The sequence below is a fragment of the Variovorax sp. GW821-FHT10D07 genome, assembly GCF_059415325.1.
Genome location: NZ_JBWKMZ010000023.1, coordinates 85,194 through 110,067 on the forward strand (window position 1 = coordinate 85,194; position 24,874 = coordinate 110,067).

Sequence of the window (24,874 nt, forward strand, 5' to 3'; positions counted from 1 at the left end):
TCGTGGCGGAGTGATGAAGTCGATGCCTGGAAGTCTGGCTCCTTCATCGGGTAATGTGCTTCTAAAAATTACCCTGATATTCGACTTTCAGGTAAGAATCCTTCAATTCTTCATCGGCCCCCGTGTGAAATGGACAAACGCGACACCTTGATCCTGCGCGCCCTGCAAGACGATGGCCGGATCACCAACGCGGCGCTTGCCAAGCAGTTGCACATCGCGGAGGCGCCGACCTGGCGACGCGTCAAAGCGTTGGAGGAAGCGGGTTGCATCAGCGGCTACAGCGCCGTGCTGAATCAGCAGGCGCTGGGCTACGCGGTCACCGCATTCGTGCAGATCCGCTTTTCGAGCCATGACCCGAAGCTTCAGCTCGCGTTCGAGGAGCAGGTGCTGTTGATGCCGGAGGTCGTGTGGTGCCACAACGTGTCGGGCAGCACCGATTTCCTGCTCTGCGTGGTCGCCCGCAGCCTTCAGGACTATGGCGAGTTCGTGAGCACCCGATTGCGCCTGCTTCCGGGCGTCACTTCCATCGAATCGTCGTTCTCTCTCAAGGCCGTGAAGGCCGGATACAAGCTGCCCGTCGAGTGAGCACCCGGGGGCGAGTTCGGCGAGGGACGGCTATTTCCGCACCTGCAAAAGCCAGTCGATGAACTGCGCAAGCGCCGGCAAGCCCGCACTGTGCTCCGGATAGCACAGCTGATACGACCGCCCCGTCGCCGACTCGAGGTCCGACAGCGCCACCAACTGCCCCGCATCGAGCGCCGCGCGCACCATGAAGGCCGGCAGCAGCGCCACCCCGATGCCCGCGATGGCCGCATGCAGCGACATCGACAGCAGGTCATAGCTAGGACCGGCATGCAGCTCGGGCAGGACCTCGTCGGCACCCGCAGCCTGCCGCAGCCAGAGCGCCCACGCACCGGGCAGCGAGCTGTTGTGGATCAGCGTGAGTTCGGGCGGCGCCTGCCGCAACACGGTGGCGAAATCGTCGCCGGCCCAGCGTGCCGCCAGGCCAGGGCTGGCATAGGGCCGCACGGTCAGGTCGAGGACGGGGATGGCATGCAGGCCCGGCACCGGCGCGCCCACCACCATGATGGCTGCGTCGATCCGGCTCGCGGTGAAATCGACCGGACCGAGGTAGGTCGAGAGGTCGAGCGTGATGTGCGGATGCGCGTTCACGAAACCCGACAGCCGCGGCGCGAGCCAGTAGTTGCAGAACGAGGAGGGGGCGGAGAGCTGCAGGCGGCCGCCGCGGCCCTGGTGCAGCGCGATGTCGGTGGTGGCGCGCTCGAGCCGCAGCAGCAGGGGCCGGACCTCGGCCAGGTAGGCTTGCCCCGCGGGCGTGGCCACCAGCGATTCGCGCCGGCGCTCGAGCAGCTGCGCGCCGAGCCGCTGCTCGAGGCCGATGACCTGGCGGCTGATGGCGCCCTGCGTGAGGTTGAGTGCCTTGGCGGCACGCGTGAAGCTGCCCAGCCTTTCACTGGCTTCCAGGCATTGCAGCGCGATGGTGGAGGGAAGGCGAAGCGGCATCAGCTTTTTGCATGCGAGCAGGAGTTATTTTCGATTGTGGCGCTCGCCGTGGGCGTCGATCCTCGGGCATCGTGCTTTCTGGAAGGATGCAAGCCATGTTGGAGACCGGGATCGATCGCGGCCGGCGCCGCGCGCTGCTGTCGGCGGCCGCGCTGGCGGCCGGGCCTTGGCACATCGCGCGCGCCGCGGCTTACCCCGAGCGGCCGCTGCGCTTCGTGGTGCCCGGCGGCGCGGGTGGCGCGCCCGACCTGCTGTGCCGCGTGATGGGCGCGGCGCTGGCCAAGGGGCTCGGGCAGGCGGTGGTGATCGAGAACCGGCCGGGCGCGGGCGGCATCGTCGGCATTTCCGAAGTGGCGCGCGCGGCGCCCGACGGCTACACGATCGGCTATGCCAACGTGGGCACGCTCGCGATCAACAAGTCGCTCTACGCGAGGCTGCCCTATGACCCCGATCGGCAACTCGCGCCGGTCGCGATGACCGGCTTCGTGCAGAACGCGCTGGTGGTGCGCAACGAGCTGCCGGTGAAGACCGTCGCGGAACTGGTCGCGCACCTGCGCGCGCATCCCGGCAAGCTGACCCTGGCCTCGGCCGGCAACGGAACCACCAGTCACCTGGGCGGCGAACTGTTCAAGAGCATGACGGGCACCTTCATGCTGCACGTGCCCTACCGCGGCAGCCTGGCGGCGATCCAGGACCTGATCGGCGGCGGGGTCGACGTGATGTTCGACAACCTGTCCTCGATCAGCCCCTTCATCGCCTCGGGCCGGGTGCGCGCGCTGGCGGTCACGGGCGCTCATCGCTCGCCGCTCTTTCCGGCGCTGCCGACGGTGCAGGAAGCCGGCGTGCCGGGATACGAGAGCGTGGCCTGGGGCGGCGTGGTGGTGCCGGCGGGAACGCCCGCCGAGGTGGTGGCGCGGCTCAATGCCGAGTTCAACGCGATGATGAACGACGCCGAAGTGCGCGAGCGGCTCGCGCGGCTGTCGCTCGAGACCGCGAGCGGGCCGCCCGAGCGGCTGTTCGAACTGGCGCGGCGCGAGACGCCGGTTTGGGCCGCGGTGATCCGGCGCGCGAACGCCCGCGTCGACTGATGCCGCCGCTCGACCTGGTCATCGAGGGCGGCGACGTCATCGATGGCAGCGCGGCGCCGCGCGTGCGGCAGGACGTGGGCGTGCGCGATGGCGTGATCGAGCGCCTGGGCGACCTGCGCGCCGTGCCAGCGCACCGGCGCATCGATGCCCGCGGCCGCATCGTCGCGCCGGGCTTCATCGATGCGCATGCGCACGACGACCGGCTGCTGCTGGAGCCGCCCGCCGACCGCCATCCGAAGCTGATGCAGGGCGTGACCACCGTGGTGGCCGGCAACTGCGGCTGGAGCCTGGCGCCGCTGCGCATTCCCTTCGAGCGGGTGCCGCCGCCGCTGCGCGAATTCATCGGGCGCGACGACCGCCGCTTCGCGCGCTTCGGCGACTACCTCGATGCGGTGCGCGAGATCTGTCCCGCGACCAATGCCGCGTTCCTGGTCGGCCACACCACGCTGCGCGCGCAGCATGTGCGGGACCTGGATCGCGCCGCCATGCCCGCCGAGACCGCGGCCATGGCGCGCGATGTCGAGGAAGCGCTCGAGGCGGGTGCGATCGGCCTGTCGACCGGCGTCTTCTATGCCCCGGCGCGCGCCGCCACGGCGCACGAGATGACGGCCGTGGGCGAGCCGCTGCGCGCGCACGGCGGCCTGATCGCGATGCACATCCGCGATGAGTCCGATGCGATCGACGAAGCGCTGCACGAGGCGCTCGGCGTGGGCCGTGCGCTCGGCGTGCCGCTCGTGATCTCGCACCACAAGCTCACGGGCCTGTCGAACCACGGGCGTTCCGCGTCCACGCTGCGCCTGCTCGCGCGGGCCGCAAAGGGGCAGCCGGTGTGCATCGACTGCTATCCCTATGCCGCTTCTTCCACTCTGCTGATTCCCGCGCGCGTGAGCCAGTCGGCGCGCGTGCGCATCACCTGGTCCGAGCCGATGCCGCAGCACACCGGGCGCGAGCTCGCGGACATCGCCGCCGAGATGGGCCTGGGCCTCGAGCAGGCCGCGCAGCGCCTCTGCCCGGCCGGCGCGGTCTACTTCTCGATGGACGAGGCCGACGTGCAGCGCATCCTCGCGGCGCCCGGCACCATGGTCGGATCGGACGGCCTGCCGAACGACGTGCAGCCGCACCCGCGGCTGTGGGGCGCCTTTCCGCGCGTGCTGGGCCACTATGCACGCGACCTGAAGCTGTTCGCGCTCGAGACCGCGGTGCACAAGATGACCGGCCTGCCGGCCGCGCGCTTCGGTCTCGCGGGCCGCGGCCGCATCGCGGCGGGCTGCGCGGCCGACCTCGTGGTCTTCGATGCCGCGCGCATCGCTGACCGCGCGAGCTACGACGACCCGCTGGCCGCGCCCGATGGCATCGACGCCGTGCTGGTCAACGGCCGCGTGGCCGTCGCGCACGGCGTGCTGAAGGACGCGCACGCGGGCATGGTGCTGCGCCGCGGCTGAAGCGCGGGGCCGTGGCCCCGCCCTCCGGCCGCGTGCCACCTCAGTGGTGGTGGTCATGCCCATAGCCGCTCGCGACCTCGCCGCATTCGTGCGGCGTGGTCCGGCACAGGCGCTGGTAGGCCAGCACCGTCCTGCGCCGCTCGGCCAGCGCGGCCGGGGTGCGGAACGGCGCGAGGATCTCCGCGAGCGAGTAGCTCACGCCGTTCTTCACCACGTAGCGCACGTCGGCCGCGGCCTTCAGGTCCTGCAGCGGGTTGCCGCGCACGATGGCCAGGTCGGCCAGCTTGCCCACCTCCACCGTGCCCAGGTCCTTGTCGACCAGGCTCATGCGCGCGGCATTGACCGTCACGTCCTGCAGTACCTGCAGGTTCGAGTTGGTCAGCGCGGCGGCGCGCATGTTGTTGTGCAGCGCGATGCCCGGCGGCACCAGCGGCGAGTCGGTGCCGATGGCGATCATGGCGCCGGCCGTGCGCAGCTTGCTCACCTGGTCCTCCTGCAGCCGCGCGCTGGCCACGGCCGCCTCGGTCGGCGGCTGCGGATTGCTGCGCAGCACATCGAGGAAGTTCGGCGAGGTCAGCAGCTCGAAGCGGTCGCCGCCGGTCAGGTCCGCGCCGACGAAGGGATAGGCGAACAGGGCGGTGTGGATCAGCCGGAAGTCGCCCTTGCCGTGCAGGTCGTAGGCGTCCTGGTAGGTGGTGCCGCCGGCCGAGCGCGACCAGCCGTAGCCCAGGCGCTGCGGTGCCGAAAGGTGCGTGGTCTCCGCCAGGCCCGAGGCCGCGCCCGGCGACAGGTTGTGCGTGCCGCTCGGGATGCCGATGTCGAGCGCCGCCTGCGCGATCTTGTGCATCAGCGGGATCGGCGCGCGCATGTAGGCCTTGAGGTAGTCCACGCCGAGCGTGCGCACCTTCGCGATCTCGAGGTCGGCCGCCTCGGGCGTGCGCACGCTGCGCGCGAAGCTCCAGGTGATGCGGTTGCCGTCCCACAGCGGCGGCGAGACGAACAGGCGCGGGCCCAGCAGGTTGCCGGCCTCGAGCGCCTCGCGCATCTCGATGCTCTGGTGCAGCGGACCGCCGACCGATTGCGTCGAGGTGACGCCGTAGGCCAGCATCGAGGCCGAGCCCTGGCCGTACTGGCCGCCCTGGTAGAGCGTCAGCGGATGCGAGTGGGCATCCCACAGGCCGGGCATCACCGTGAGGCCCGAGGCATCGACGTACTTGTCCGCGGCCTTGGCCACCGCCTCGTCGTGCGGCTGGATCGCGGTGATGCGGTTGCCCTTGATGACGATGTCGACGTCGTTCTGCAGCTGGCCGTCCTTGCCGCTCCACAGCTGGCCCGCACGCACCACGGTCGTGCCTTGAGAGGTGGCCTGCTTCCACGTCAGGCTCACGGGCACCTCGGTTGCGCCCGCGCCGTCGGCGCCGATGGTCTTGAGCTTGTCGGCGGCCTTGTAGAGCAGCGTGCGCGAGTCGCCGGCCCACGAGGGCAGGTCGGCGGCCTCGGTGGTGATGGCCTTGGCGGGGCCGTCGGGCGAACCGTCGGCCTTCAGCGGCATCACGTGCAGCACCGAGTCCATCACGAAGGCCACCTTGCTGCCGTCGGGCGAGACCACGGCCGCGCCTTCCTCGCGGTCCGAGATCTGGCGCGGCGCGTCGCCCACCGGGTAGAAGGTGCCGCTCTTCGTGCCGAGGTCGATCACGCGCAGCTTGTTGTAGCCCTCGAAGGAACGGCTGCTGACCGAGTCGTTGTCGACCACCACGATTTTCTTGCCGTCGGGCGTCCACTGCGGCGTGCTGATCTGCGAGCCCACCGCCTCGACCACCTTCTGCGCGGTCTTCGAGGCGATGTCCCAGACCTCGAGCGTGCCCGAGCCCGTGGTGTAGGCGATGCGGTCGCCCGCGGGCGACATCTTCGGCATCACCATCGACTTGCCGGTCTGCGCGCCGAGCCGCGTGCGCGCGCGGCTCGCGATGTCGATGCGGTCGATCGCGAGCGCGCCGCCGTTGCCCTTCTCGGTCGAGAAGTAGACCGCGCTGCCGTCGGGCGTGAACTGCGGATTGCCGTCGCGGTCCTTGTCGTTGGTCAGGCGCACCGGCGTGCCTCCGATCGGCATCACCCAGATGTCGTTGAGCGCGACGAAGGCGACGCGGCGGCCATCGGGCGAGATCACCGGGCTGCTGATGCCGCGCACCGGCTGGTCGCCGAGCACGCCGAAGCCGCGCTCGCGCGACTTGGCGAACACCGGACGGCGCACCTCGAGCGTGGCGCTGAACGGTACTTCAGCGAGGCCGTCGCCGCCCGCGTTGCGGATCTTGATCTTGCCGTCGGCCGTGTAGAGAAAGCGCCCGCCGGGCAGCCAGCGCGGCGGGAAGGCGAACATGTCCTCGTTGGGCGCCACCACCTCCTTGCCGGCGACCACGATCGACTTGGTCGTGCCCTGGTAGGCCAGGCCCGAGCCGTCGGGCAGCCACACCGGCAGCACGCCGGGGCCGACGAGTTTCGGTGCCTCGGTGCTGCCCATCGGCTGCATGAAGATGCGCCGCGCGCTGACGAACGCGAGCTGCGTGCCGTCGGGCGAGACCACCGGGTTGCTCTCGGTGCCCGCGCCCTGCGTGAGTGCCGAGTACTTGCGCGAGCCCAGTTCCACCTGCCAGATCTTGTACTGGCGGTCCTGGCTGCGGTCGGAGGCGAAGACCAGCGTGCGGCCATCGGGCGTCCAGGCCGGTTCGCGGTCGTCGAACGCGCCGCTGGTGATGCGCGTGAGGTCCGCGCCATTGGGCCGCACGGTCCAGATGTGGAAGTTGCCTTCGGCGTCGTAGTTCTGGAACGCGATGCGGCTGCCGTCGGGCGACCACACCGGCGAGGTCGGCTCCATGTCCCAGCCCGTGATGCGCGTGGCCTTGCCGCCGGCGATCGGCACCACCCACAGCACGCCCTGCGCGGTGAAGGCCACGCGCTGGCCATCGGGCGAGGGCGCGGCCGCCATGTTGGTGCCCTCGTGGAACTCGATCGCGACGTCCTTGGTGCTGCCCTGCAGCGTGCTCAGCGCCTGGATCTTCACGGGCGGTTCGTTGTTGCCGCCATCGCCGCCGCCCGTGCCGCCGCCGCCCGCGATCGGCAGGAAGCCGCTGCCGCCACCTCCGCCGCCGCCGCAGGCCGTGGCCAGCAGCGCGGCCACGGCGACGGCGGCCAGCGCATGGCGCCGCGGTCGTGATGAAGAGGGATGCGAAAACGATGGGCGTGACGAAGCCAACGCTGCCTGGCGCTTGTTCATGGTCTGTCTCCAATGAGGTGTTATTGCGGTCCGCGGATGCGGCCGATCTGCACATCGGCGCGATCGCCAATGTCGAAACCAGTGTTGGAAATCTTCCTTACCGATTACTTACCCTGGCCCTCTGTACAGGCGTGCATCGGCCCTGGCGCGGGTCGATTTTTTTGCATGGCGCCATGAGGGTTTGGCATTCGCGATGGCGCATTGCCAATTCGGATCGGTGAATTGCGCGCAGCCATGCTGCCATGGCGCAATGAATTGGCGCAGTAAATTGGCGCGATGACGCGCGCCAATTCAAGGAGAGGGCGGCATCAAAGCGGAACCGCCACGCCCATCCACTCGCGCAACACCTCGTCGGTGTGCTCGCCCAGGCGCGGCGCCATCGCGCCGGCAGCCAGCGGGGTGCGCGTCCATTGCACGGTCGGCGACAGGCCCCGGTACCAGCGGCCTGCGGCATCCTGGTAACGATGCACGACGCCGCGCTCGGCGCTCTCCAGCGAATCGATCAGCTCGCCGAGTTCGGGGCAGGCGGCCACGGGAATGTCCGCATCCGCCAGCAATTGCAGCCAGGTTGCAGTGCTGCGCGTGGCGAGCCGGCTCTCCACATAGGCATACACGGCATCGATGTGCTTCGTGCGGTTCGCCATGCTGCGAAAGCGCGCATCGCGGTCCCAGAGTTCGCCGTCGCCCACGAGACGCATGAACGACTCCCAGTGGCGGTCGGTGTAGACGATGGTGCAGATCCAGCCGTCGACCGTCCGGTAGGGCCGGCGGTAGGCCGACAGCAGGCGCGGGTTGCCGGCCTGGTCGGCATCGTTGGCCGCGAAGGTGGCGGCGCCCAGGTGGTCGCTGAGCATGAAGGAGGCCATGGTCTCGTACATCGGCACCTCGATGTACTGGCCTTGCTCGGCCCGGCGCTGCTGCAGCAGCGCGGCGAGCACCGTCTGCACCACGTACAGGCCCACCGTCTTGTCCGCGATGTTGAGCGGCAGGTAGCGCGGGCGCCCGTCCGCGGCGCGGGCCACCAGGCCCGGCAGTCCGACCATGCCCTGGATCAGGTCGTCGTAGGCCGGCTTGCCCGCGTCGGGGCCGTGCTCGGCGAAGCCGGCCAGGAAGACGTAGATCAGCCGCGGGTTGTGGCGGCGCAGGGTGTCCCAGTCCAGTCCCAGTTTGGCGAGCGCCTTCTTGCGCATGTTGGTGACGAACACGTCGCTTGCCTGCGCGGCACGCGCGATCACCTCGCGCGATTCGGGCTGCTTGAGGTCCAGGCAGACGCTGCGCTTGCCGCGGTTGAGGTTCAGGTAGACCGGCCCCATGCCCGGCTCGAGGTGCGGGCCCATCTCGCGCATGATGTCGCCCTCGGGCGGCTCGAGCTTGACCACGTCGGCGCCGTACTCCGCCAGCATCTGGGTCGCGAACGGACCCATGATGACGCTGGTGAGGTCGAGGATCCGGATGCCGGACAGCGGCAGTCCGGCGTTGCGCGTCGCGGCGGTCGTCATTGGGCCTCGATGCCGGCCTTCTTGACGATGTCGCCCCACTTGCGGATCTCGCTCGCCACGTAGCGCCGCGTCGCGGCCACGTCCATGGTGCCCGGCGTGGTCGCCTGCTCGTCGAGCGTCTTGCGGAAGCCGGGCTCGCCCATCGATTGCAGCGCCAGCGCATTGAGCTTCTCGAGGATGGCCGGCGGCGTGCCCGCGGGCGCGTAGAGCCCGATCCAGATCTCGGTCTCGTAGCCGGGCACGCCCTGCTCGGCGATGGTCGGCACCTCGGCCAGCGTGGGATTGCGTTCGCGCGTCGAGACGCCGATGGCGCGCAGGCTGCCGGCCTTCACGTACTTCAGCGCGCTCAGGCCGTCGACGAAGGAGGCCTGGATCTGGCCGCCGAGCAGGTCGTTGACCGCCAGCGCCGTGCCCTTGTAGGGCACGTGGATCAGCGGCGCGCCGGTTCGGCTCGCGAGCAGCTCGCCCGACAGGTGCGTGGTGCCGCCCGTGCCCGAGGAGCCGTAGGTGACGCCCTTGTTCTTGCGCGCATAGTCCAGCAGCTCGGGCACCGTCGTCACCGGCAGCGACGGGTTCACCAGCAGCACGTTGGGCGTGCGCGCCAGCATGGCGATGGGCGCGAAGTCCTTCTCGGTGTCGTAGGGCAGGTTCTTGGTGATCGAGGGGTTCACCACGTGCGCCGTGGTGGTGATCAGCAGCGTGTAGCCGTCGGGCCTGGCGCGCGCGACCCGGGTCGCGCCGATCACGCCGCCTGCACCGGGCTTGTTGTCGACGATGGCGGTCTGCCGCAGCTTCTCCTGCACCGTCTTCGCGAATTGCCGGGCCAGGATGTCGGTCATGCCGCCGGCCGCGAAGGGCACCACCAGCGTGAGCGGTTGCGAGGGATAGTCGTCGGCATGCGCGGCGCCGAGGGCGAAGGGCAGCGCGAACAGGGCGCACAGGGCGCGGCGCAGGGGCTTGAACTTCATGGTGTCTCCTTGGATGTCTCGTGGGCTCGCCGGTGCCGTCTCAGCGGCGCTTCCGGTTCGCGAGGAAGGCTTCCATGTAGCGCTTGGGCTCGTCGCTGTCGTAGGCGCTCACGAGGCCGGCGATGCCGACGTTGATGGCTTCCTGCAGCGGCATGCGCTCCCAGTCGCGGATCAGCTTCTTCTGGATGCGCATCGCGAGCGGGCCGTTGGCCTCGATCTCGGCCTGCCAGTGCGCGAGGGCGGCATCGAGGCCGTCGTCGCCCGCGACGTCGGTGATCAGGCCCCAGTCGAGCGCCAGCGCGGCCGGGATGATGCGGCCGCTGAGCAGCAGGTCGCGCGTGCGCGTGGCGCCGATCATGCCGGGCAGCATCGCGCCGTGGATCACCGAGGGCACGCCGAGCTTGACCTCGGGCATGCCGAACCTGGCGTCGTGCGCGGCCAGCTTGATGTCGCAGACGGCGGCCACCTCCATGCCGGCGCCCAGGCAGTAGCCCGAGATCACCGACATCGTGGCGAAGGGGATGTCGCGGATGGTCTCGCACAGCCGCCATACGCTGCGGATGTAGGCATCGATGTCGCGCCTGGAGGCGTCCTTCAGGAACTTGATGTCGGCGCCGCCGAGGAAGGCGCTGTCGCCGCCGCGGATCACGAGCAGCTTCGTGGTCTCGTCGGCGGCCAGTTCCTGCAGCGTGTCGGCGTAGATGTGGGCGGCGTCCCCGGTCAGCAGGTTCAGCCGGCCGTTGTCGAAACGGACCGTGACGACGCCTTCGGCGGTGCGGGCGACATGGCATTGGGGACGGGTGTCGGAGGGATGCATGGGATGTCTCTGGTCTGTGTGAGCCGGCGCATCTTGCGCGGCGAAGTCCCATGCCACAATGGAATTTTTCTACTGCATTCAGTAGAAGATGGAATGAATATCTCCTTTCGCCAGTTGCAGGTCTTCCTCGCCGTCTACGAGGCCGGCAGCTTCACCGTGGCGGCGAACGGCCTGCACATCTCGCAGTCCGCGGCGAGCAAGATGGTGGCCGAGCTCGAGAACCAGCTCGGCATGACCCTGTTCGAGCGCACCACGCGCACCGTGGTGCCCAACGATGCGGCGCGCGAGTTCTTCGAGTTCGCCCAGGACGTGACGGCCACCATGGCGACCGCCAAGCGCAGCATCACCGAGCTGATCACGCTGGAGCGCGGCAAGGTCAGCGTGGCCGCCTCGCCGCTGATGCACTACGGCCTGCTGGCGGGGCCGATCGCGAGCTACCGCCAGCGCTATCCGGGCATCGACTTCGAGATCCACGAATGCTCGACCGACGAGACGCTGGACCGCGTGCGTTCGGGCGTGGTGGACATCGGCTTCTGCACCACGGATTCCGAGATCAGCGGCCTCGAGGCCACCGTGGCGATCGAGGACGCGATGTATGCCATCGTCGACGACGCGCATCCGCTCGCGCGCCGGCGTTCCATCCGGGCCGCGGAGCTGCTGCCCTACAACTACATCTCGCTGCGCGATTCCTACAGCATCCGCCGCACGCTCGACCAGATCTTCGCGCGCACGCCGCTGCGCTTCGAGAACCACATCGAGGTCGGGTCGCTCACGGCGGCCCTGGGCTTCGCGCGGCAGGGCGCCGGCTTCCTGATCGTGCCGGGCTATGCCGCCGACATCGCGCAGCAGTGGGGCATGCGGCGGATCGCGATCTCCGACCTCGCGAGCTTCCGCCACCGGATCTCGCTGATCCGCCGCCGCACCACGCGGCTGTCGGTGGCCGCGCGGCATTGGCTCGCGGTGTTGCCGCAGAGCTTTCCGTTGCTGAAGTGAGCGGGCGCTCGCGCGCTTCGATGCGGACGGTGCCGAGCGTCTGTTTATAATAATAGTTCTCATTTGCATCGTAGGGCCCAGCGTCCTCTCTTGTGTAGACAGTCTCGCCATGGGTCCGCGCGCCACGCCAATGCAAGCCGTCGAAGCCTTCTATGCCGACCACCACGGCTGGCTCCAGGCCCTGCTGCGCAGGAAGCTCGGCGACATCCACCATGCGGCGGACCTGGCGCATGACACCTTCCTCACGCTGGTCGCCGCACCCTCGAAGGCGCAGCAGCTGCACGAGCCGCGCGCCTACCTGCGCACCGTCGCGCACGGGCTGCTGGTCGATCACTTCCGCCGCCGCGCGCTCGAGCAGGCCTATGTCGAGCAACTGGCCGCCATGCCCGAGCCGCTGGCGCCCTCGCCCGAAGACCGCCTGCTCGTGATCGAGGCGCTGCACCGCATCGACGCCATGCTCGACGCGCTGCCCGCGCGCACGCGCACCGTGTTCCTGCTGTCGCAGCTCGAGGGCCTGGGCTACGAGGAGATCGCGCAGCGGCTCGAGGTGTCGGTGCGCACCGTCAAGCGCGACATGCGCACGGGTTTTGCCCAATGCATCGCCTCGATGCTTTGAACCCCACGCGCCCGCGCGGCGACGACCCGGTGGTGCTGCAGGCCGCGGACTGGCTCGTGAAGCTGCATGCCGGCGAGATGGACGAGGCCGGGCACCGCGCCCTGCATGCCTGGCGCGCGCAGGCGCCCGAGCACGAGCGCGCCTGGCAGGCCGCCGACGAACTGGCGCGCACCTTCGGCCGCGTGCCGACGGGACTCGGCGTGCCCACGCTCGAGAGCGCGCGCCGCCTGCGCCGCCGCGTGCTGCTGCGCTCCACGGTGCTGCTGGCCACCGGCGCGCCGGCCGCCTGGCTGGCCTGGCGCACCTGGGGCGTCGAGCTCGCGGCCGAGTACCGCACGGCCGTCGGCGAACGGCGCAGCTTCGTGCTGGCCGACGGCACCCGGCTGCTGCTCGACACCGGCAGCGCGGCCGACGTGGTGTTCGACGAGCGCGAGCGGCTGGTGCTGCTGCGCGCGGGCCGGATCCTGGTCGAGACCGGCCATGCCGCCGGGCTGCCCGCGCGGCCGTTCTTCGTGCAGACCGCGCAGGGCCGGGTGCGCGCGCTCGGCACGCGCTTCACGGTGCGTGGCGGCGACGAGCGCACGCGCGTGGCGGTGCTCGAGCACGCGGTCGAGATCGCGCCGCGCACAACCGACGCTACCCGCCTCGTCGTGCGCGCCGGCCAGGAGGTCGACTTCACGCGCGACGCCGCCGGCACGCCGCGCGCCATCGCGGCCGGCGCCGATGCCTGGTCGCAGGGCGCGCTGGTGGCCGACCGGCAGCGGCTCGAGGACTTCCTCGCCGAGCTCTCGCGCTACCGCCCGGGCGTGCTGCACTGCGCGCCCGAGGTCGCGAACCTGCGCATCTCGGGCGTGTTCCAGGTCGCCGACACCGACCAGGTGCTCGCCACCCTGGCGCAGACGCTGCCGGTGCAGGTCCGTACGCGCACGCGCTACTGGGTCACGGTCGGGGCGCGCGCACCGGGTTAAGAGCGGCCGGCGCGCGCGTCGCGGTGCTGCGTGTCCCTTTTTCGGCGCTCGTTCGACAAGTCAGAAAGCAACACCTTTTCACCGACTTGCCGACCGGACCCGCCATGCCTTCCTCCTTCGCTTCGCGCCATCGCTTCACCGCCATCGCCTTCGCCGCGGCGCTCGCCGCCGCGCTGCCGCCCGCCATCGCCCAGGCCGCCGACGCGCCCGCCAACCAGGCGGTCGCGCCCGGGCCATTGAGCCAGGCGCTCTACGGCTTCGCGAGCGCGAACGGCATCACGCTGTCTTTCGATCCGGCGCTGACCGAGGGCCTGCGCTCGCCCGGCCTCGAAGGCGGCCAGGGCATCGAGCAGGGCCTGCGGCGCCTGCTGGCCGGCAGCGGCCTCGAGGCGGTGCCGGTCGCGCCCGGCAACTACCGCCTGCGCAAGGCGGTGGCCGATGGCGCCGCGGCATCGGGCGACGGCGGCCTGGCCCCCGTGGTGGTGACCGCGCGCGGCGAGCGCAGCGCGCTCACCGAAGGCAGCGGCTCCTACGCCGCCCGCGCCGTGACCGTGGCCGGCAAGACACCCACGCCGTGGAAGGACGTGCCGAACTCGGTCTCGGTCATCACGCGCCAGCAGATGGACGACCAGAACATGACCACGGTCGAGGACGCGCTGCGCCAGACCGTCGGCGTCACCGCCATTCCCTACGGCGACGGCACGGCCTATTTCCAGTCGCGCGGCTATGCCTCCGAGGTGCAGTACGACGGCCTGCCGTTCAACAACGGCATCCAGTACCTGCGCCAGTTCGACCTCTCGATGTACGACCGCGTCGAGGTGTTCCGCGGTCCCGCCGGCGTGCTGCAGGGATCGGGCACGCCGGCCGGCACCGTGAACCTGGTGCGCAAGCGACCGCTGGCCGAGCCCGCGATCTCGGGCCTGCTGTCGGCCGGCTCGTGGAACCAGCACCGCGGCGAGATCGACATCAGCCGCCCGCTCAACGAAGCCGGCACCGTGCGCGGCCGCGCGCTGCTGTCCTCCGAGGGCGGCGACAGCTTCCGCACCCAGGGCACGAGCCGCCACACACTGGGCTACGCGATCGTCGAGGCCGACCTCGGTCCGCGCTCGACGCTGAGCCTGTCGGGCAGCGTGCAGCCGCAGCATGACCGCGGTGTCGACTACGGGCCCGGCACCTACACCAACGGCAGCTTCCTCAACGCGCCGCGCAAGACCTTCTTCGGCACCGCCTGGAGCGGCAGCTCGGGCACCGCCAAGGAGGTCTATGCCGAGTTCGTGCACCGCTTCGACGACGACTGGGTCGCGAAGGCCGCCTACATCCGGCGCAGCATCGACGGCGACTCGCGCTACGGCTACATCAACGGCCTGGTGCGCCTCGACAACCGCGCGGCCTACACGTTGCAGGCGCAGAGCGGCGAGACCACCTGGCAGGGCCTGGACCTGAACCTCGCGGGCAGCTTCAGGCTGTGGGGCCGCAAGCACGACCTGCTGATCGGCGCCAACCACTCGAAGCGCGACGAGACCTCGCTCTCGGGCTCGGTCGGCATCCCGCAGGTCGACATCTACAACCTCTACGTTCCCGACCGCCCGATCCCGTTCCGCTTCGGCAGCAACACGCGCAGCGAGCAGAGCGGCCTCTATGGCCAGACGCGGCTGCGGCTCGCCGACCCGCTCACGCTGGTGCTCGGCGGCCGCGTGAGCCACTACCGCAGCGAGAGCCAGACGCTGCTGCCCACGCCCGGCGCATGGAAGAGCGACGCCGGCGGCGTGAATCACAAGTTCTCGCCCTATGGCGGCCTGGTCTACGAGCTGCGGCCCGACATCTCGGTCTACGGCAGCTACAGCGACATCTTCATTCCGCAGACCCAGCTCGCGGTCGGCAACGCCGCCTTGCTGCCGCGCGTGGGCCGGCAGTTCGAGATCGGCACCAAGGGCAGCTTCATGGACGGCCGGCTCAATGCCTCGCTGGCCGCCTTCCGCATCGAGGACCGCAACCGCGCCGTCACCGACCCCGACAACCCCGGCTTCTTCGTCGCCGAGGGCAAGGTCCGCAGCAAGGGCTGGGAGGCCGAGGTCTCGGGCCGCCTCGCGCGCGGCTGGGACCTCTACGCGGGCTACACCCGGCTCGACACGCGCTACGCCGACGACCCGAGCAACGCCGGCAAGCCCTTCTCGAGCGAGGAGCCCAAACACACCGTCAAGCTCTGGACGCGCTACGAGTTCCAGCAGCCTTCGGTCGCGGGCCTGCATGTGGGCCTGGGCGTGCGCGCCGTCAGCAAGACCGACCGTGGCGCGGCCGTGCAGGGCGGCTATGCCGTGGCCGATGCGCAGGTAGGCTACCGCTTCAACAGGAACCTGTCGCTGACGCTCGACGTGCACAACCTGTTCGATCGCGTCTACTACGCGCGGCTGCCTTCGCGCTTCTACAGCGTGTATGGCGATCCGCGCAATGTGCGGCTGACCTTGCGCGCGAGCTATTGAGGTCGCGCGTGGATCCGGGGCGCGGAGACGGCGCAGAATGCCGGGCTTCCGATCGCAGCCGATTTCCCGTTTCCATGCACGACCGCTTCCTCGACGACATCCGCCGCAACCCGAACAACCGCGCCATCCTCGAGCGCTGGGATGCGCTGGCCTTGCCCGACGGCTGGCTGGTCGCGGGGTGCCTGTTCCAGACCGTCTGGAACCTGCGCTCGGGCGACGCGCCGGCGTCGCGGATCAAGGACTACGACCTGTTCTACTTCGACGCCGAGGACCTGAGCCAGGCCGGCGAAGCGCGCGTGCAGGCGCGCGCCGATGCGCTGCTCGGCGACCTCGGCATCGAGGTCGAGGTGGCGAACCAGGCGCGCGTGCATCTCTGGTACGAGTCGCACTTCGGCGAGCGCTACGAGGCGCTGCACAGCGCGCGCGACGGCATCGACCGCTTCCTCGTGCCCGCCACCTGCGTCGGCGTGCGGCCCGGCGAGCTCTATGCGCCGAACGGGCTGGAACTGCTGTACGAGGGCGTGCTCACGATGAATCCGCTGGTGCCGCACCGCGAACTGTTCGAGCGCAAGGCGGCCTCGTACCGCGCGCGCTGGCCGTGGCTGCGCATCGAAGCCTGAGCGATGCGCTAACATCCGGCCCGCGGTTGCAAGCCGCGCCCGGGCCCGCGGGAAGGGTTGAACCCACTTGCCTTCGCACGCTGAGCAACCAGCAGTCCTTTGTGCAGCCGAATTTGCGGGTCTTCGGCGTCGATGCACGGAGGTTCCTGTGAAGCGCATCCCCCCTCGGCCCGACCTGGGCCATCTCAAGAAGCAAGCCAAGACGCTGCTGTCGTCCTACCGCCAGGGCGACACGGCGGCCATCGCGCAGTTTCGCGCGCACCTGCCGGCCGCGGCCGCGAGGAGCGACGCGGCCATCGCCGCGATGGACTTGCGATTGCACGACGCGCAGTCGTGCATCGCGCGCGAATACGGCTTCGTCTCCTGGCCCGACCTGCAGGGCTTCGTGCTCGCGCGCCAGGCGGCCGTGGCCGATCCCGCGAAGGCACTGCGGCATTGGCTCGGCTTGGTCTATGCGGGCGACGTGGCCGGCGGCACCCACCGCGCGCGGCCCGCGGTGGCCGAGCGGCTGCTCGCCGAAACGCCGCAGCTGCTGGGCGACGATCCCTGGCTGGCCTGCGCCGTCGGCGACGAGGCCGCGCTGCGCGCCGCGATCGCGCGCGATCCCTCGTGGGTGTATCGCGCGGGCGGGCCGCTGAAGCTGCCGCCGCTGGTGGCCGTCACGCACTCGGCCTTCCTGCAATTGCCGGCGTACCGCGAACGCATGCGCGCCTGCGTGCGCCTGCTGCTCGCGGCCGGTGCGCAGGCCGACCAGTCCATCGGCAACCGCTGGCCGCCCGCGTCGCTGGACATGCCCAACGAAAACGAGCGGCTGAGCGCGCTGTACGGCGCGGCCGGCCAGCAGCGCGACCCCGAGACCACGCGGCTGCTGCTCGATGCCGGCGCCGATCCCAATGACAACGAGTCGCTCTACCACTCGCTCGAGAACCGCGCCTGCACCGCGCTGCTGCTCGCGGCGGGTGCGCGCGTGACCGGCACCAACGCGCTCTATCGCGTGCTCGACCTCGACGATGTCGAGGCGCTGAAGCTGCTGCTCGCCCATGGCGGCGATGCCAACGAAGGCACCCGTAGCGAGCCGACCAGCGAGTGGGGCACGCCGCTGCTGTGGGCGATCCGCCGCCGCCGTTCGCCGGCCCACATCGAAGCCCTGCTGGCCGCGGGGGCCGATGCGTCGGTGCGCACGCGCGAAGGCATCGACTCGCGCACGCTGGCGCTGCGCTTCGGGCTGGTCGAAGTCGCGCGCCTGCTCGAAGGCGCGGGCAGCACTGAGCAAGGCTCGCCGCAGGAAGCCTTCATCGCGGCCTGTGCGCGCGCCGATGAGCCGGCGGCCCGCGCGCTGCAGGCCGCGCATCCCGGCCTCGTCGACATGCTGTCGGAATCGCAGCTTCGCCTGCTGTCCGAACTCGCGGCGCAGGAAGGCTGCGGCGATGCGGTGCGCACCATGGTGCGCTGCGGCTGGCCGATCGCCGCGCGCGGCGGCGACTGGGATGCTTCTGCGCTCAACCAGGCCGTGTTCCGCGGCGACGCCGCGCTCGCGCGCTTCCTGCTCGAGCACGGCGCGAGCTGGACCGAGAAACACGGCTATGGCGACAACGCCATCGGCTCGCTGTCGTGGGCCTCGTACAACCAGCCCGTGGAAGACGGCGACTGGCTCGGCTGCGCCGAGGCGCTGGTCGCGCATGGCATGCCGACCGCGCGGCCCGATCCGGCGAGTGCCGATACGGTGCTGATCGATGGGCAGCGCAAGGCGTTCTCGGAGGAGGTGACGGAGTTTCTGCTGGCTGCGTCGGTGGCTAAGGCTTCGCAGCTTGCTTCGGGCAACTGAAGGGACCGCGCCGCTAACTCGATCGGAGGGCACCGCTGTGGGCGTGCCTTTCACTTCTTGTAAGAAGAAAGGAATCCCCCAAAGGGGTGGACCAAAGGTGTGTCTTAGTTTTTCAGTTGTTAGTCAGTTGTAGTTCAGGTATCTTGATGTTCAACAACATCGGGAGATCCTCGCATGGGAGTGGGGGAGAACATTGGCCAGGAAAAAGACCCGGCCGAAGCGGCGTCGGCCACAGTGCACGGGATGAGCGCGCCCGACGCGAGGCTTGCCCTCGCCGCGCTGTGCACGCTCGCGCGCTTCCACCAGATCGCAGCAGACCCTGCCCTGCTGGCCCACCAACTGGGCTTGGCCTCTTCGGAAGCTGTCGACACCGCAACCCTGTTGCGCGCAGCCCGCCACCTGGGCCTGAAGGCCAAGTCCAGCCGCAGCGGCATCGAGCGCCTTACCCACACGCCCCTGCCCGCCCTCGCGGCACTGCGTGATCCCGACGGCAGCGAGCGCTTCGTCATCCTCGCCCAGTGCGACGGCCAGCGCGTCCTGCTGCAAGACCCCGCCGCACCTACCCCGCGCCCCGTCATCGAACCCCTGGAAGTCTTCGCCACCCACTGGAGCGGCGAACTCATCCTCGTCACCAGCCGCGCCAGCCTCGTGGGAGAGTTGGCCAAGTTCGACTTCTCCTGGTTCATCCCCAGCTTGGTGAAGCACCGGCGGCTGCTGGGCGAGGTGCTGCTGATCTCGTTCATGCTGCAGCTGTTCGCGCTGGTCAGCCCGCTGTTCTTCCAGGTCGTGATGGACAAGGTGCTCGTGCACCGCGGCCTCACCACGCTGGACGTGCTGGTCGTGGGGCTGGTGGTGGTGGTCATCTTCGAGTCGCTGCTCAATGGCCTGCGCAGCTACGTCTTCAGCCACACCACCAGCCGCATCGACGTGGAACTGGGCGCGCGGCTGTTCCGCCACCTCGTGCAACTGCCCCTGGCCTACTTCCAGGCCCGGCGCGTGGGCGACTCCGTGGCGCGCGTGCGCGAGCTCGAGAACATCCGCAGCTTCCTCACCGGCAACGCCCTGACCGTGCTGCTGGACGTCGTGTTCTCGGTCGTCTTCGTGGCCATCATGCTGTTCTACAGCGTGCCGCTCACGCTGATCGTGCTGGTGAGCCTGCCGCTGTACTTCGGCCTGAGCCTGGCGGTGGTGCCGATCCTGCGCCGACGCCTGGACGAGAAGTTCGCGCGCGGCGCGGAGAACCAGGCCATGCTGGTGGAGACCGTGGGCGCCATCCAGACGGTCAAGGCCACCGCGCTGGAGCCGGCCTTCGCGCGGCGCTGGGACAACCAGCTCGCCGCCTACGTCAGCGCGAGCTTCCGCACCCAGAACCTCGCGAGCTGGGCCCACGAGGGCGTGAACCTGATCGGTAAGCTGGTCAATGCCGCCACCCTCTGGTACGGCGCCCACCTCGTGATGAACAACGACGCGACCGGTGCAGGTCTCACCGTGGGCCAGTTCGTCGCCTTCAACATGTTCGCCCAGCGCGTGTCGCAGCCCATCATGCGCATGGCGCAGCTGTGGACCGACTTCCAGCAGACCGGCATCTCCATGGCCCGGCTGGGGGACATCCTCAACACGCGTACCGAGGTGCCGCCGAGCACGGCGGCCCAACTGCCCGCGCTCAAGGGCCGCGTCACGCTGGAAGGCCTGACCTTCCGCTACCGGCCCGAGGCCCCGCCCGTGCTGCACGGCGTGAGCCTGGACGTGCGCCCGGGCGAGGTCATCGGCATCGTCGGGCGCTCGGGCTCGGGCAAGAGCACGCTGACCAAGCTCGTCCAGCGGCTGTACACGCCCGAGCAGGGACGACTGCTGGTCGACGGCATCGACATCGGCCTGATCGACGCGGCGCAGCTCAGAAGACAGGTGGGCGTGGTGCTGCAGGAGAACACCCTGTTCAACCGCAGCGTGCGCGAGAACATCGCGATCGCCGACCCGGCCGCGCCGCTGGAGGCGGTGCTGCACGCGGCGCGGCTGGCGGGCGCGCACGAGTTCATCAGCGAGCTGCCCGAGGGCTACGACACCGTGGTGGGCGAACAGGGCGCGAGCCTGTCGGGCGGCCAGCGCCAGCGCATCGCCATTGCGCGAGCGCTGTTCACGCAGCCGCGCATCCTGATCTTCGACGAGGCCACCAGCGCGCTGGACTACGAGAGCGAGGCCATCGTGCAGCGCAACATGGCCCACATCTGCAAGGGGCGCACGGTCTTCATCATCGCCCACCGCCTGAGCGCCGTGCGCTATGCCGACCGGATCATCGTGATGGAGAAGGGGCGCATCGTGGAGGGCGGCACGCACGAGGCGCTGCTCAATCGGCCCAAGGGCATCTATGCGTACTTGTGGAACATGCAGGGCGGTGGGCACATGGAGGGCAATAACGGCGGCAAGCCCGCGGGCATGGAGGTGCCGGCATGACCGTCCCCATCCAACGCACCGACGCGGCCAACCAGCCGAGCGTGCGCCATCCGGTGTTCGAGCTACTCGGGCGCTATGGCTCGGTCTTCCGGGCCGCCTGGCGGCACCGCCATGAGCTGGCCGGACCGAAGCGCCTGAGCGACGAAGCCGCCTTCCTGCCGGCGGCGCTGAGCCTGCAGGACACGCCCGTGCACCCCGCACCGAGGCGACTGGCCTTCGCGCTGATCGCGCTGTTCCTGATCGCGCTGGTGTGGTCCATCGTCGGGCAGGTGGACATCGTGGCGGTGGCGCCGGGCAAGATCGTGGTGAGCGAGCGCACCAAGCTGATCCAGCCGCTGGAGGTCAGCGTGGTCAAGCGGGTGCTGGTGAAGGATGGGGATCATGTGGAGGCCGGACAGGCATTGGTCGAGCTCGATCCGACCAGCGCCAATGCAGACAAGACCAGCATCGACGAGCAGTTGAAGTCGGCGCAGTCGGAGGTTCTAAGGACACGGGCCTTGCTGCAGGCACTCAATGCCTCATCTCCCCGAGCGCCGGAGCTGGGCACGAACCTGCCGGCGTGGAGCGAGGTGGACGTCGCCGCGGCGAAGCTCCAGCTGAGCGACGAATGGAGCGACATCACCGCCAAGCTCGCGAAGGCGGCGGCCGAACTGCAGCGCCGCCAGGCCGAGATCGCCACCGTGCGCGAGATGGTGGCCAAGCTCGAGACCACGCTGCCGATTGCCAAACAGAGAGAGGCCGACTTCCATCAGCTGGCCAACCAGGGCTTCATGTCCAGCCATGCGAACCAGGACCGCACGCGCGAGCGCATCGAGCTGGAGCGCGACCTCGCCACTCAGCGCGCGCGGCTGGCCGAGGCGAACGCGACGCTGCGCGAGAGCGAGAACACCAGGGCCTCCTACATCGCCGAGACCCGCAATGCACTGCGCACCAGGGAAGCCGCGGCCGAGCTCAAGCGCCAGCAGGGCACGCAGGAACTCGCCAAGGCGGGGCAACGAGAGCGCCTGACGACCTTGAAGGCGCCGGTGGCCGGCACGGTGCAGCAGCTGGTGACGCACACCGAGGGCGGCGTGGTGACCGAGGCGCAGCCGCTGATGGTGATCGTGCCGCACGACGCGCAGGTCACGGCCGAGGTGACGCTGGAGAACAAGGACATCGGCTTCGTGAGCCCGACACAGGAAGCGCGCATCAAGCTGGAGACCTTCCCGTACACGCGTTACGGGACGGTGGATGCGACGGTGAAGACGGTGACGGCCGATGCGGTCAATGACGAGAAGCGCGGGGCGATCTTCCCGGTGACGCTCAACCTCAACGCCACCAGCATCGATGTGGATGGCAAGCCGATCAAGCTCTCTCCGGGGATGAATCTGACGGCGGAGATCAAGACGGGGAAGAGGCGGGTTATTGAGTTCTTGCTCAGTCCCGTGCAACGGGCGACGAGTGAGAGCTTGAGGGAGCGCTGACGGCTGAGTCTCGAAAACGAAAAATAACGAAGCGGGCTGCGAGTGAGAGTTTGAGAGGATGATGATTTTTTGAAAGCCTTCATCAATGATTATTGATTTCTTGCTGAACGCTATTTGCTATGGAATAGGCCTTGCTGTGTTTTTTGTCTTGGAGATTTTCGGGATAAAGCGCCGTGAAAGAAATGCTTGGACATATGTGACGGCTGGATTTTTGGTGATAGTGGTTGTTCTAATTGTGGCTATATTAATTTTGGGGGAATCATGAGCGCATTTTCAAGATTTCTGGGGTCGGCTGGTGTGAATGGTGTAACAGCCCAGACGGTGGGCCCCAGCCTTTTGGGGCCTGGAGCTATTTTGAATGCAGGAAATTTAGGAGGGTATCAAAATCCAAATGTTATCGACGGCTATAGCTATAACCCTTCGGATGGAAACTGGTACAAGCCATCGCTATGGGATGCCACTTTTGATTTCACCAACCCCGCTTCTCCAGCCAAAGCCGCAGAACTGAATGATCAAAGATACTGGCGAGATTTGTATAACAGGGTGGAAAATGTTGGTCCAGGAAATGGGGATGCTGGGGCAATAAATGCCCCTCCACTTCTTGACTTGTTGCGTCAGTTGCCAGAAATTCTGTGGCGATACAGAGAAGTTCTTTTCCCCGAAGATGTACCAAATATCGGTGGAGATCCTTTCACGGGAATGCCATGGCCCGGATCGGATATCAAATCGGATGTCAATGAAGGCTTCAATGGCGCCAAAGGCTGGCGTCAGCCGGTCGACCCACTGATGCTTGACTTGGATGGCGACGGTCTGGAGCTCAAGAGAGCCGACGGCTCGGTTCTGTTCGATCACGACGCAGACGGCATCCGTACCGGCACCGGTTGGATCGGCTCCGATGACGGCATCCTCGTTCGTGATCTCGACGGCAATGGTTTGATCCAGACCGGACGCGAGCTCTTCGGTGTCGATACTCTCAAGCGCAATGGCGAAAAAGCCGCCAATGCCTTCGACGCCCTGGCCGACCTGGACAGCAACGCCGACGGCAGTTTCTCCAGCGCCGACTTGGCCTGGAACCAAGTCAAGGTCTGGCGCGATCTCGATCAGGACGGCGTTTCCGATGCTGGCGAACTGTTCTCTTTGGACCAATTGGGCATCACCCGCATCGGGGTAAACGGCAGCGCGACCAACACGACCGGGGGCAATCAGGCCGGGACGACCATCAATGGCAATTTCATCGCGCAGAGTGCGAGCTTCACGCGCAACGGCGAAAACCACAGCGTGGCAGCAGCCAACCTTTCTGCAGGTGCCATCGATCTCGATTCAAGCAACTTCCACCGGGAGTTCACCGACAAGGTTCCATTGACCGAGATGGCGAAGGCGCTGCCGACGATGCAGGGGTCGGGCAGAGTGCGCGATTTGGCGGAGGCCGTGAGTCTGAGCCCAGAATTGGCCATCGCACTGGGGACTTTCAGTTCGGCCACGACGCGTGATGCGCAGATGGCTCTGATCGACAGTCTGATCACAAGCTGGGCCAAAAGCAGCGATTTCTGGAGCAGCATCGAGGACAACCTTGGTGGCAAAGACAACCTTAGCCTGAGCATTACGGTGCCGGCAGGGATGACGCAGGAGCAGTTCCGCAATTTGATCGGCGTGCTGGAGGTGTTCAACGGTGAGCGTTTCTACGAAAAGCCGGGTTCGGCCCCTCCGGCTCGGCCCATTGCTGGATTAACCACCAGCACCACAACGAGCACTTCGGGTGGAGTAACTCTGATAAGGCCGGGCTACCTTATTAACCCTCCTGCGGCGCAGTTGGCGTTGCTGAAACAAAGCTACGAGGCGCTAAAAGAGAGCATCTACGGTGCTTTGGTTTTGCAGACGAGGCTCAAGCCCTATCTGGACTCCGTTGGCCTGGCGATTGACCAGAGTGATGAAATTGGGTTCGACGTCACAGCACTGGTCGCGAAACTGGATGCGCTGAAGGCCAGTGACGAGCGTAGCGCCTTGATCGACCTTGTGGAGCTCAATCGCTACGCACAGGATACGCTGCGCGCCGTGGGATTCGATGGTTTGGATCGCCTGCGCAACTGGGTCGAATCTCTTTCCGCAGACTCTGTACTGAGGTCGGAGCTTGGGGCCATGAATGTTTATTCGGGCGGAGCAGCAGCGGGCAGCATTAAGGACGACATCTACGTTGGCAACGCAAGCGCCAACAGCTTCAACGGAGGCGCGGGCGGCGACATCGTTGACGGAGGGGCAGGCAACGACACTCTGTCGGGCGGCGCGGGCGCGGACACGCTGCTGGGAGGTTCGGGCAACGATTCGCTGTACGGCGAAACCGGCAACGACGTCCTCGAGGGCGGCGGTGGAAATGACTCACTCACGGGAGGCGAAGGATCAGACACGTATCGGTTCGCGCGCGGTTGGGGTCAGGACACGCTCAACAACTACGACAACAGCACGGGGAAGACGGATAGGATCGAATTCGGTCCAGACATCGCGGCCGCTGACATCGTGGTGACCAGGACCGGAGATTCGCTTCTCCTTCGTCTGAGAGGCAGCCTTGACAGCATCCTGGTCAACTCCTACTTCAACGCAGAAGGACTGGGTGGCTACAAGGTCGAGCAGATTCGGTTCATCGATGGAACCAGTTGGAACTTCGATTTTGTGAAGTCGATTGCGCAGCAACTGACGAATGGTGACGACCGATTCGAGGGGAGTGTCGAGAACGATTCAATCGATGGGCTGGCCGGAAACGATACTTTGCTCGGCATGGCTGGCAACGACAAGCTGTACGGCGGAGCGGGCAACGACACGTTGACTGGTGGCACGGGCGACGATGTGCTCGATGG

General features: G+C 68.2%; 17 protein-coding genes. 12 read left to right on the forward strand and 5 right to left on the reverse strand.

Annotation, left to right across the window (positions count from 1 at the left end):
• The first annotated feature begins 129 nt into the window (after positions 1-129).
• A complete protein-coding gene (locus tag AC07PU_RS39395) occupies positions 130-585 on the forward strand; it encodes an Lrp/AsnC family transcriptional regulator (RefSeq protein WP_495323304.1) in 456 nt (151 codons plus the stop codon).
• A gap of 30 nt (positions 586-615) precedes the next feature.
• Here the strand turns inward: AC07PU_RS39395 and AC07PU_RS39400 are convergent, their stop codons facing one another.
• A complete protein-coding gene (locus tag AC07PU_RS39400) occupies positions 616-1,524 on the reverse strand; it encodes a LysR substrate-binding domain-containing protein (protein WP_495323305.1) in 909 nt (302 codons plus the stop codon).
• Between the two features lie 95 nt (positions 1,525-1,619).
• Between AC07PU_RS39400 and AC07PU_RS39405 the strand changes: the two genes are divergently transcribed.
• Together AC07PU_RS39405 and AC07PU_RS39410 are read left to right on the forward strand one after the other, a co-directional pair.
• Entirely contained in the window at positions 1,620-2,612 is a 993-nt protein-coding gene (locus AC07PU_RS39405; protein WP_495323306.1) for a Bug family tripartite tricarboxylate transporter substrate binding protein, read from the forward strand.
• Entirely contained in the window at positions 2,612-4,054 is a 1,443-nt protein-coding gene (locus tag AC07PU_RS39410; protein WP_495323307.1) for an N-acyl-D-amino-acid deacylase family protein, read from the forward strand. The genes AC07PU_RS39405 and AC07PU_RS39410 overlap by 1 nt, the downstream gene beginning before the upstream one ends.
• 40 nt (positions 4,055-4,094) lie before the next feature.
• Here the strand turns inward: AC07PU_RS39410 and AC07PU_RS39415 are convergent, their stop codons facing one another.
• From AC07PU_RS39415 to AC07PU_RS39430, 4 genes are all read right to left on the reverse strand, one after another.
• Positions 4,095-7,325 carry an amidohydrolase family protein gene (locus AC07PU_RS39415; protein WP_495323309.1) on the reverse strand — a complete coding sequence of 1,077 codons (3,231 nt, stop codon included), beginning with the start codon at positions 7,323-7,325 and terminating at the stop codon, positions 4,095-4,097.
• Positions 7,326-7,633: 308 nt separating this feature from the next.
• On the reverse strand, positions 7,634-8,824 hold the full coding sequence (locus AC07PU_RS39420) for a CaiB/BaiF CoA transferase family protein (protein WP_495323311.1): 1,191 nt from the start codon (positions 8,822-8,824) through the stop codon (positions 7,634-7,636).
• Positions 8,821-9,792, reverse strand: a complete 972-nt coding sequence (locus AC07PU_RS39425; protein WP_431512962.1) for a Bug family tripartite tricarboxylate transporter substrate binding protein — start codon at positions 9,790-9,792, stop codon at positions 8,821-8,823. Before AC07PU_RS39425 ends, AC07PU_RS39420 begins: the two co-directional genes overlap by 4 nt.
• Before the next feature lie 40 nt (positions 9,793-9,832).
• Positions 9,833-10,609, reverse strand: coding sequence for an enoyl-CoA hydratase-related protein (locus AC07PU_RS39430; protein ID WP_495323312.1), 777 nt, complete (start codon positions 10,607-10,609; stop codon positions 9,833-9,835).
• 93 nt (positions 10,610-10,702) lie between these two features.
• On the opposite strand from AC07PU_RS39430, the gene AC07PU_RS39435 reads away from it, so the two are divergent.
• From AC07PU_RS39435 to AC07PU_RS39475, 9 genes are all read left to right on the forward strand, one after another.
• Positions 10,703-11,602, forward strand: a complete 900-nt coding sequence (locus tag AC07PU_RS39435) for a LysR family transcriptional regulator (RefSeq protein WP_495323313.1) — start codon at positions 10,703-10,705, stop codon at positions 11,600-11,602.
• A gap of 130 nt (positions 11,603-11,732) precedes the next feature.
• Entirely contained in the window at positions 11,733-12,218 is a 486-nt protein-coding gene (locus AC07PU_RS39440; RefSeq protein WP_281078368.1) for a sigma-70 family RNA polymerase sigma factor, read from the forward strand.
• Entirely contained in the window at positions 12,215-13,186 is a 972-nt protein-coding gene (locus AC07PU_RS39445) for a FecR domain-containing protein (RefSeq protein ID WP_495323314.1), read from the forward strand. The genes AC07PU_RS39440 and AC07PU_RS39445 overlap by 4 nt, the downstream gene beginning before the upstream one ends.
• A 104-nt stretch (positions 13,187-13,290) precedes the next feature.
• Positions 13,291-15,666: a TonB-dependent siderophore receptor gene (locus AC07PU_RS39450; protein WP_495323315.1), complete on the forward strand. Its 2,376-nt coding sequence runs from the start codon at positions 13,291-13,293 to the stop codon at positions 15,664-15,666.
• 74 nt (positions 15,667-15,740) lie between these two features.
• Positions 15,741-16,286, forward strand: coding sequence for a nucleotidyltransferase family protein (locus AC07PU_RS39455; RefSeq protein WP_296786786.1), 546 nt, complete (start codon positions 15,741-15,743; stop codon positions 16,284-16,286).
• Positions 16,287-16,434: 148 nt separating this feature from the next.
• A complete protein-coding gene (locus tag AC07PU_RS39460; RefSeq protein WP_495323316.1) occupies positions 16,435-18,111 on the forward strand; it encodes an ankyrin repeat domain-containing protein in 1,677 nt (558 codons plus the stop codon).
• A 243-nt stretch (positions 18,112-18,354) separates the two neighbouring features.
• Positions 18,355-20,562: a type I secretion system permease/ATPase gene (locus AC07PU_RS39465; RefSeq protein WP_495323317.1), complete on the forward strand. Its 2,208-nt coding sequence runs from the start codon at positions 18,355-18,357 to the stop codon at positions 20,560-20,562.
• Positions 20,559-22,025 (forward strand): HlyD family type I secretion periplasmic adaptor subunit, encoded by a 1,467-nt coding sequence (locus AC07PU_RS39470; RefSeq protein ID WP_495323318.1) that lies wholly within the window; start codon positions 20,559-20,561, stop codon positions 22,023-22,025. Before AC07PU_RS39465 ends, AC07PU_RS39470 begins: the two co-directional genes overlap by 4 nt.
• Positions 22,026-22,286: 261 nt before the next feature.
• The coding region (locus AC07PU_RS39475; protein ID WP_495323319.1) for an SPM autocatalytic domain-containing protein at positions 22,287-24,874 on the forward strand (2,588 nt) is incomplete at its 3' end.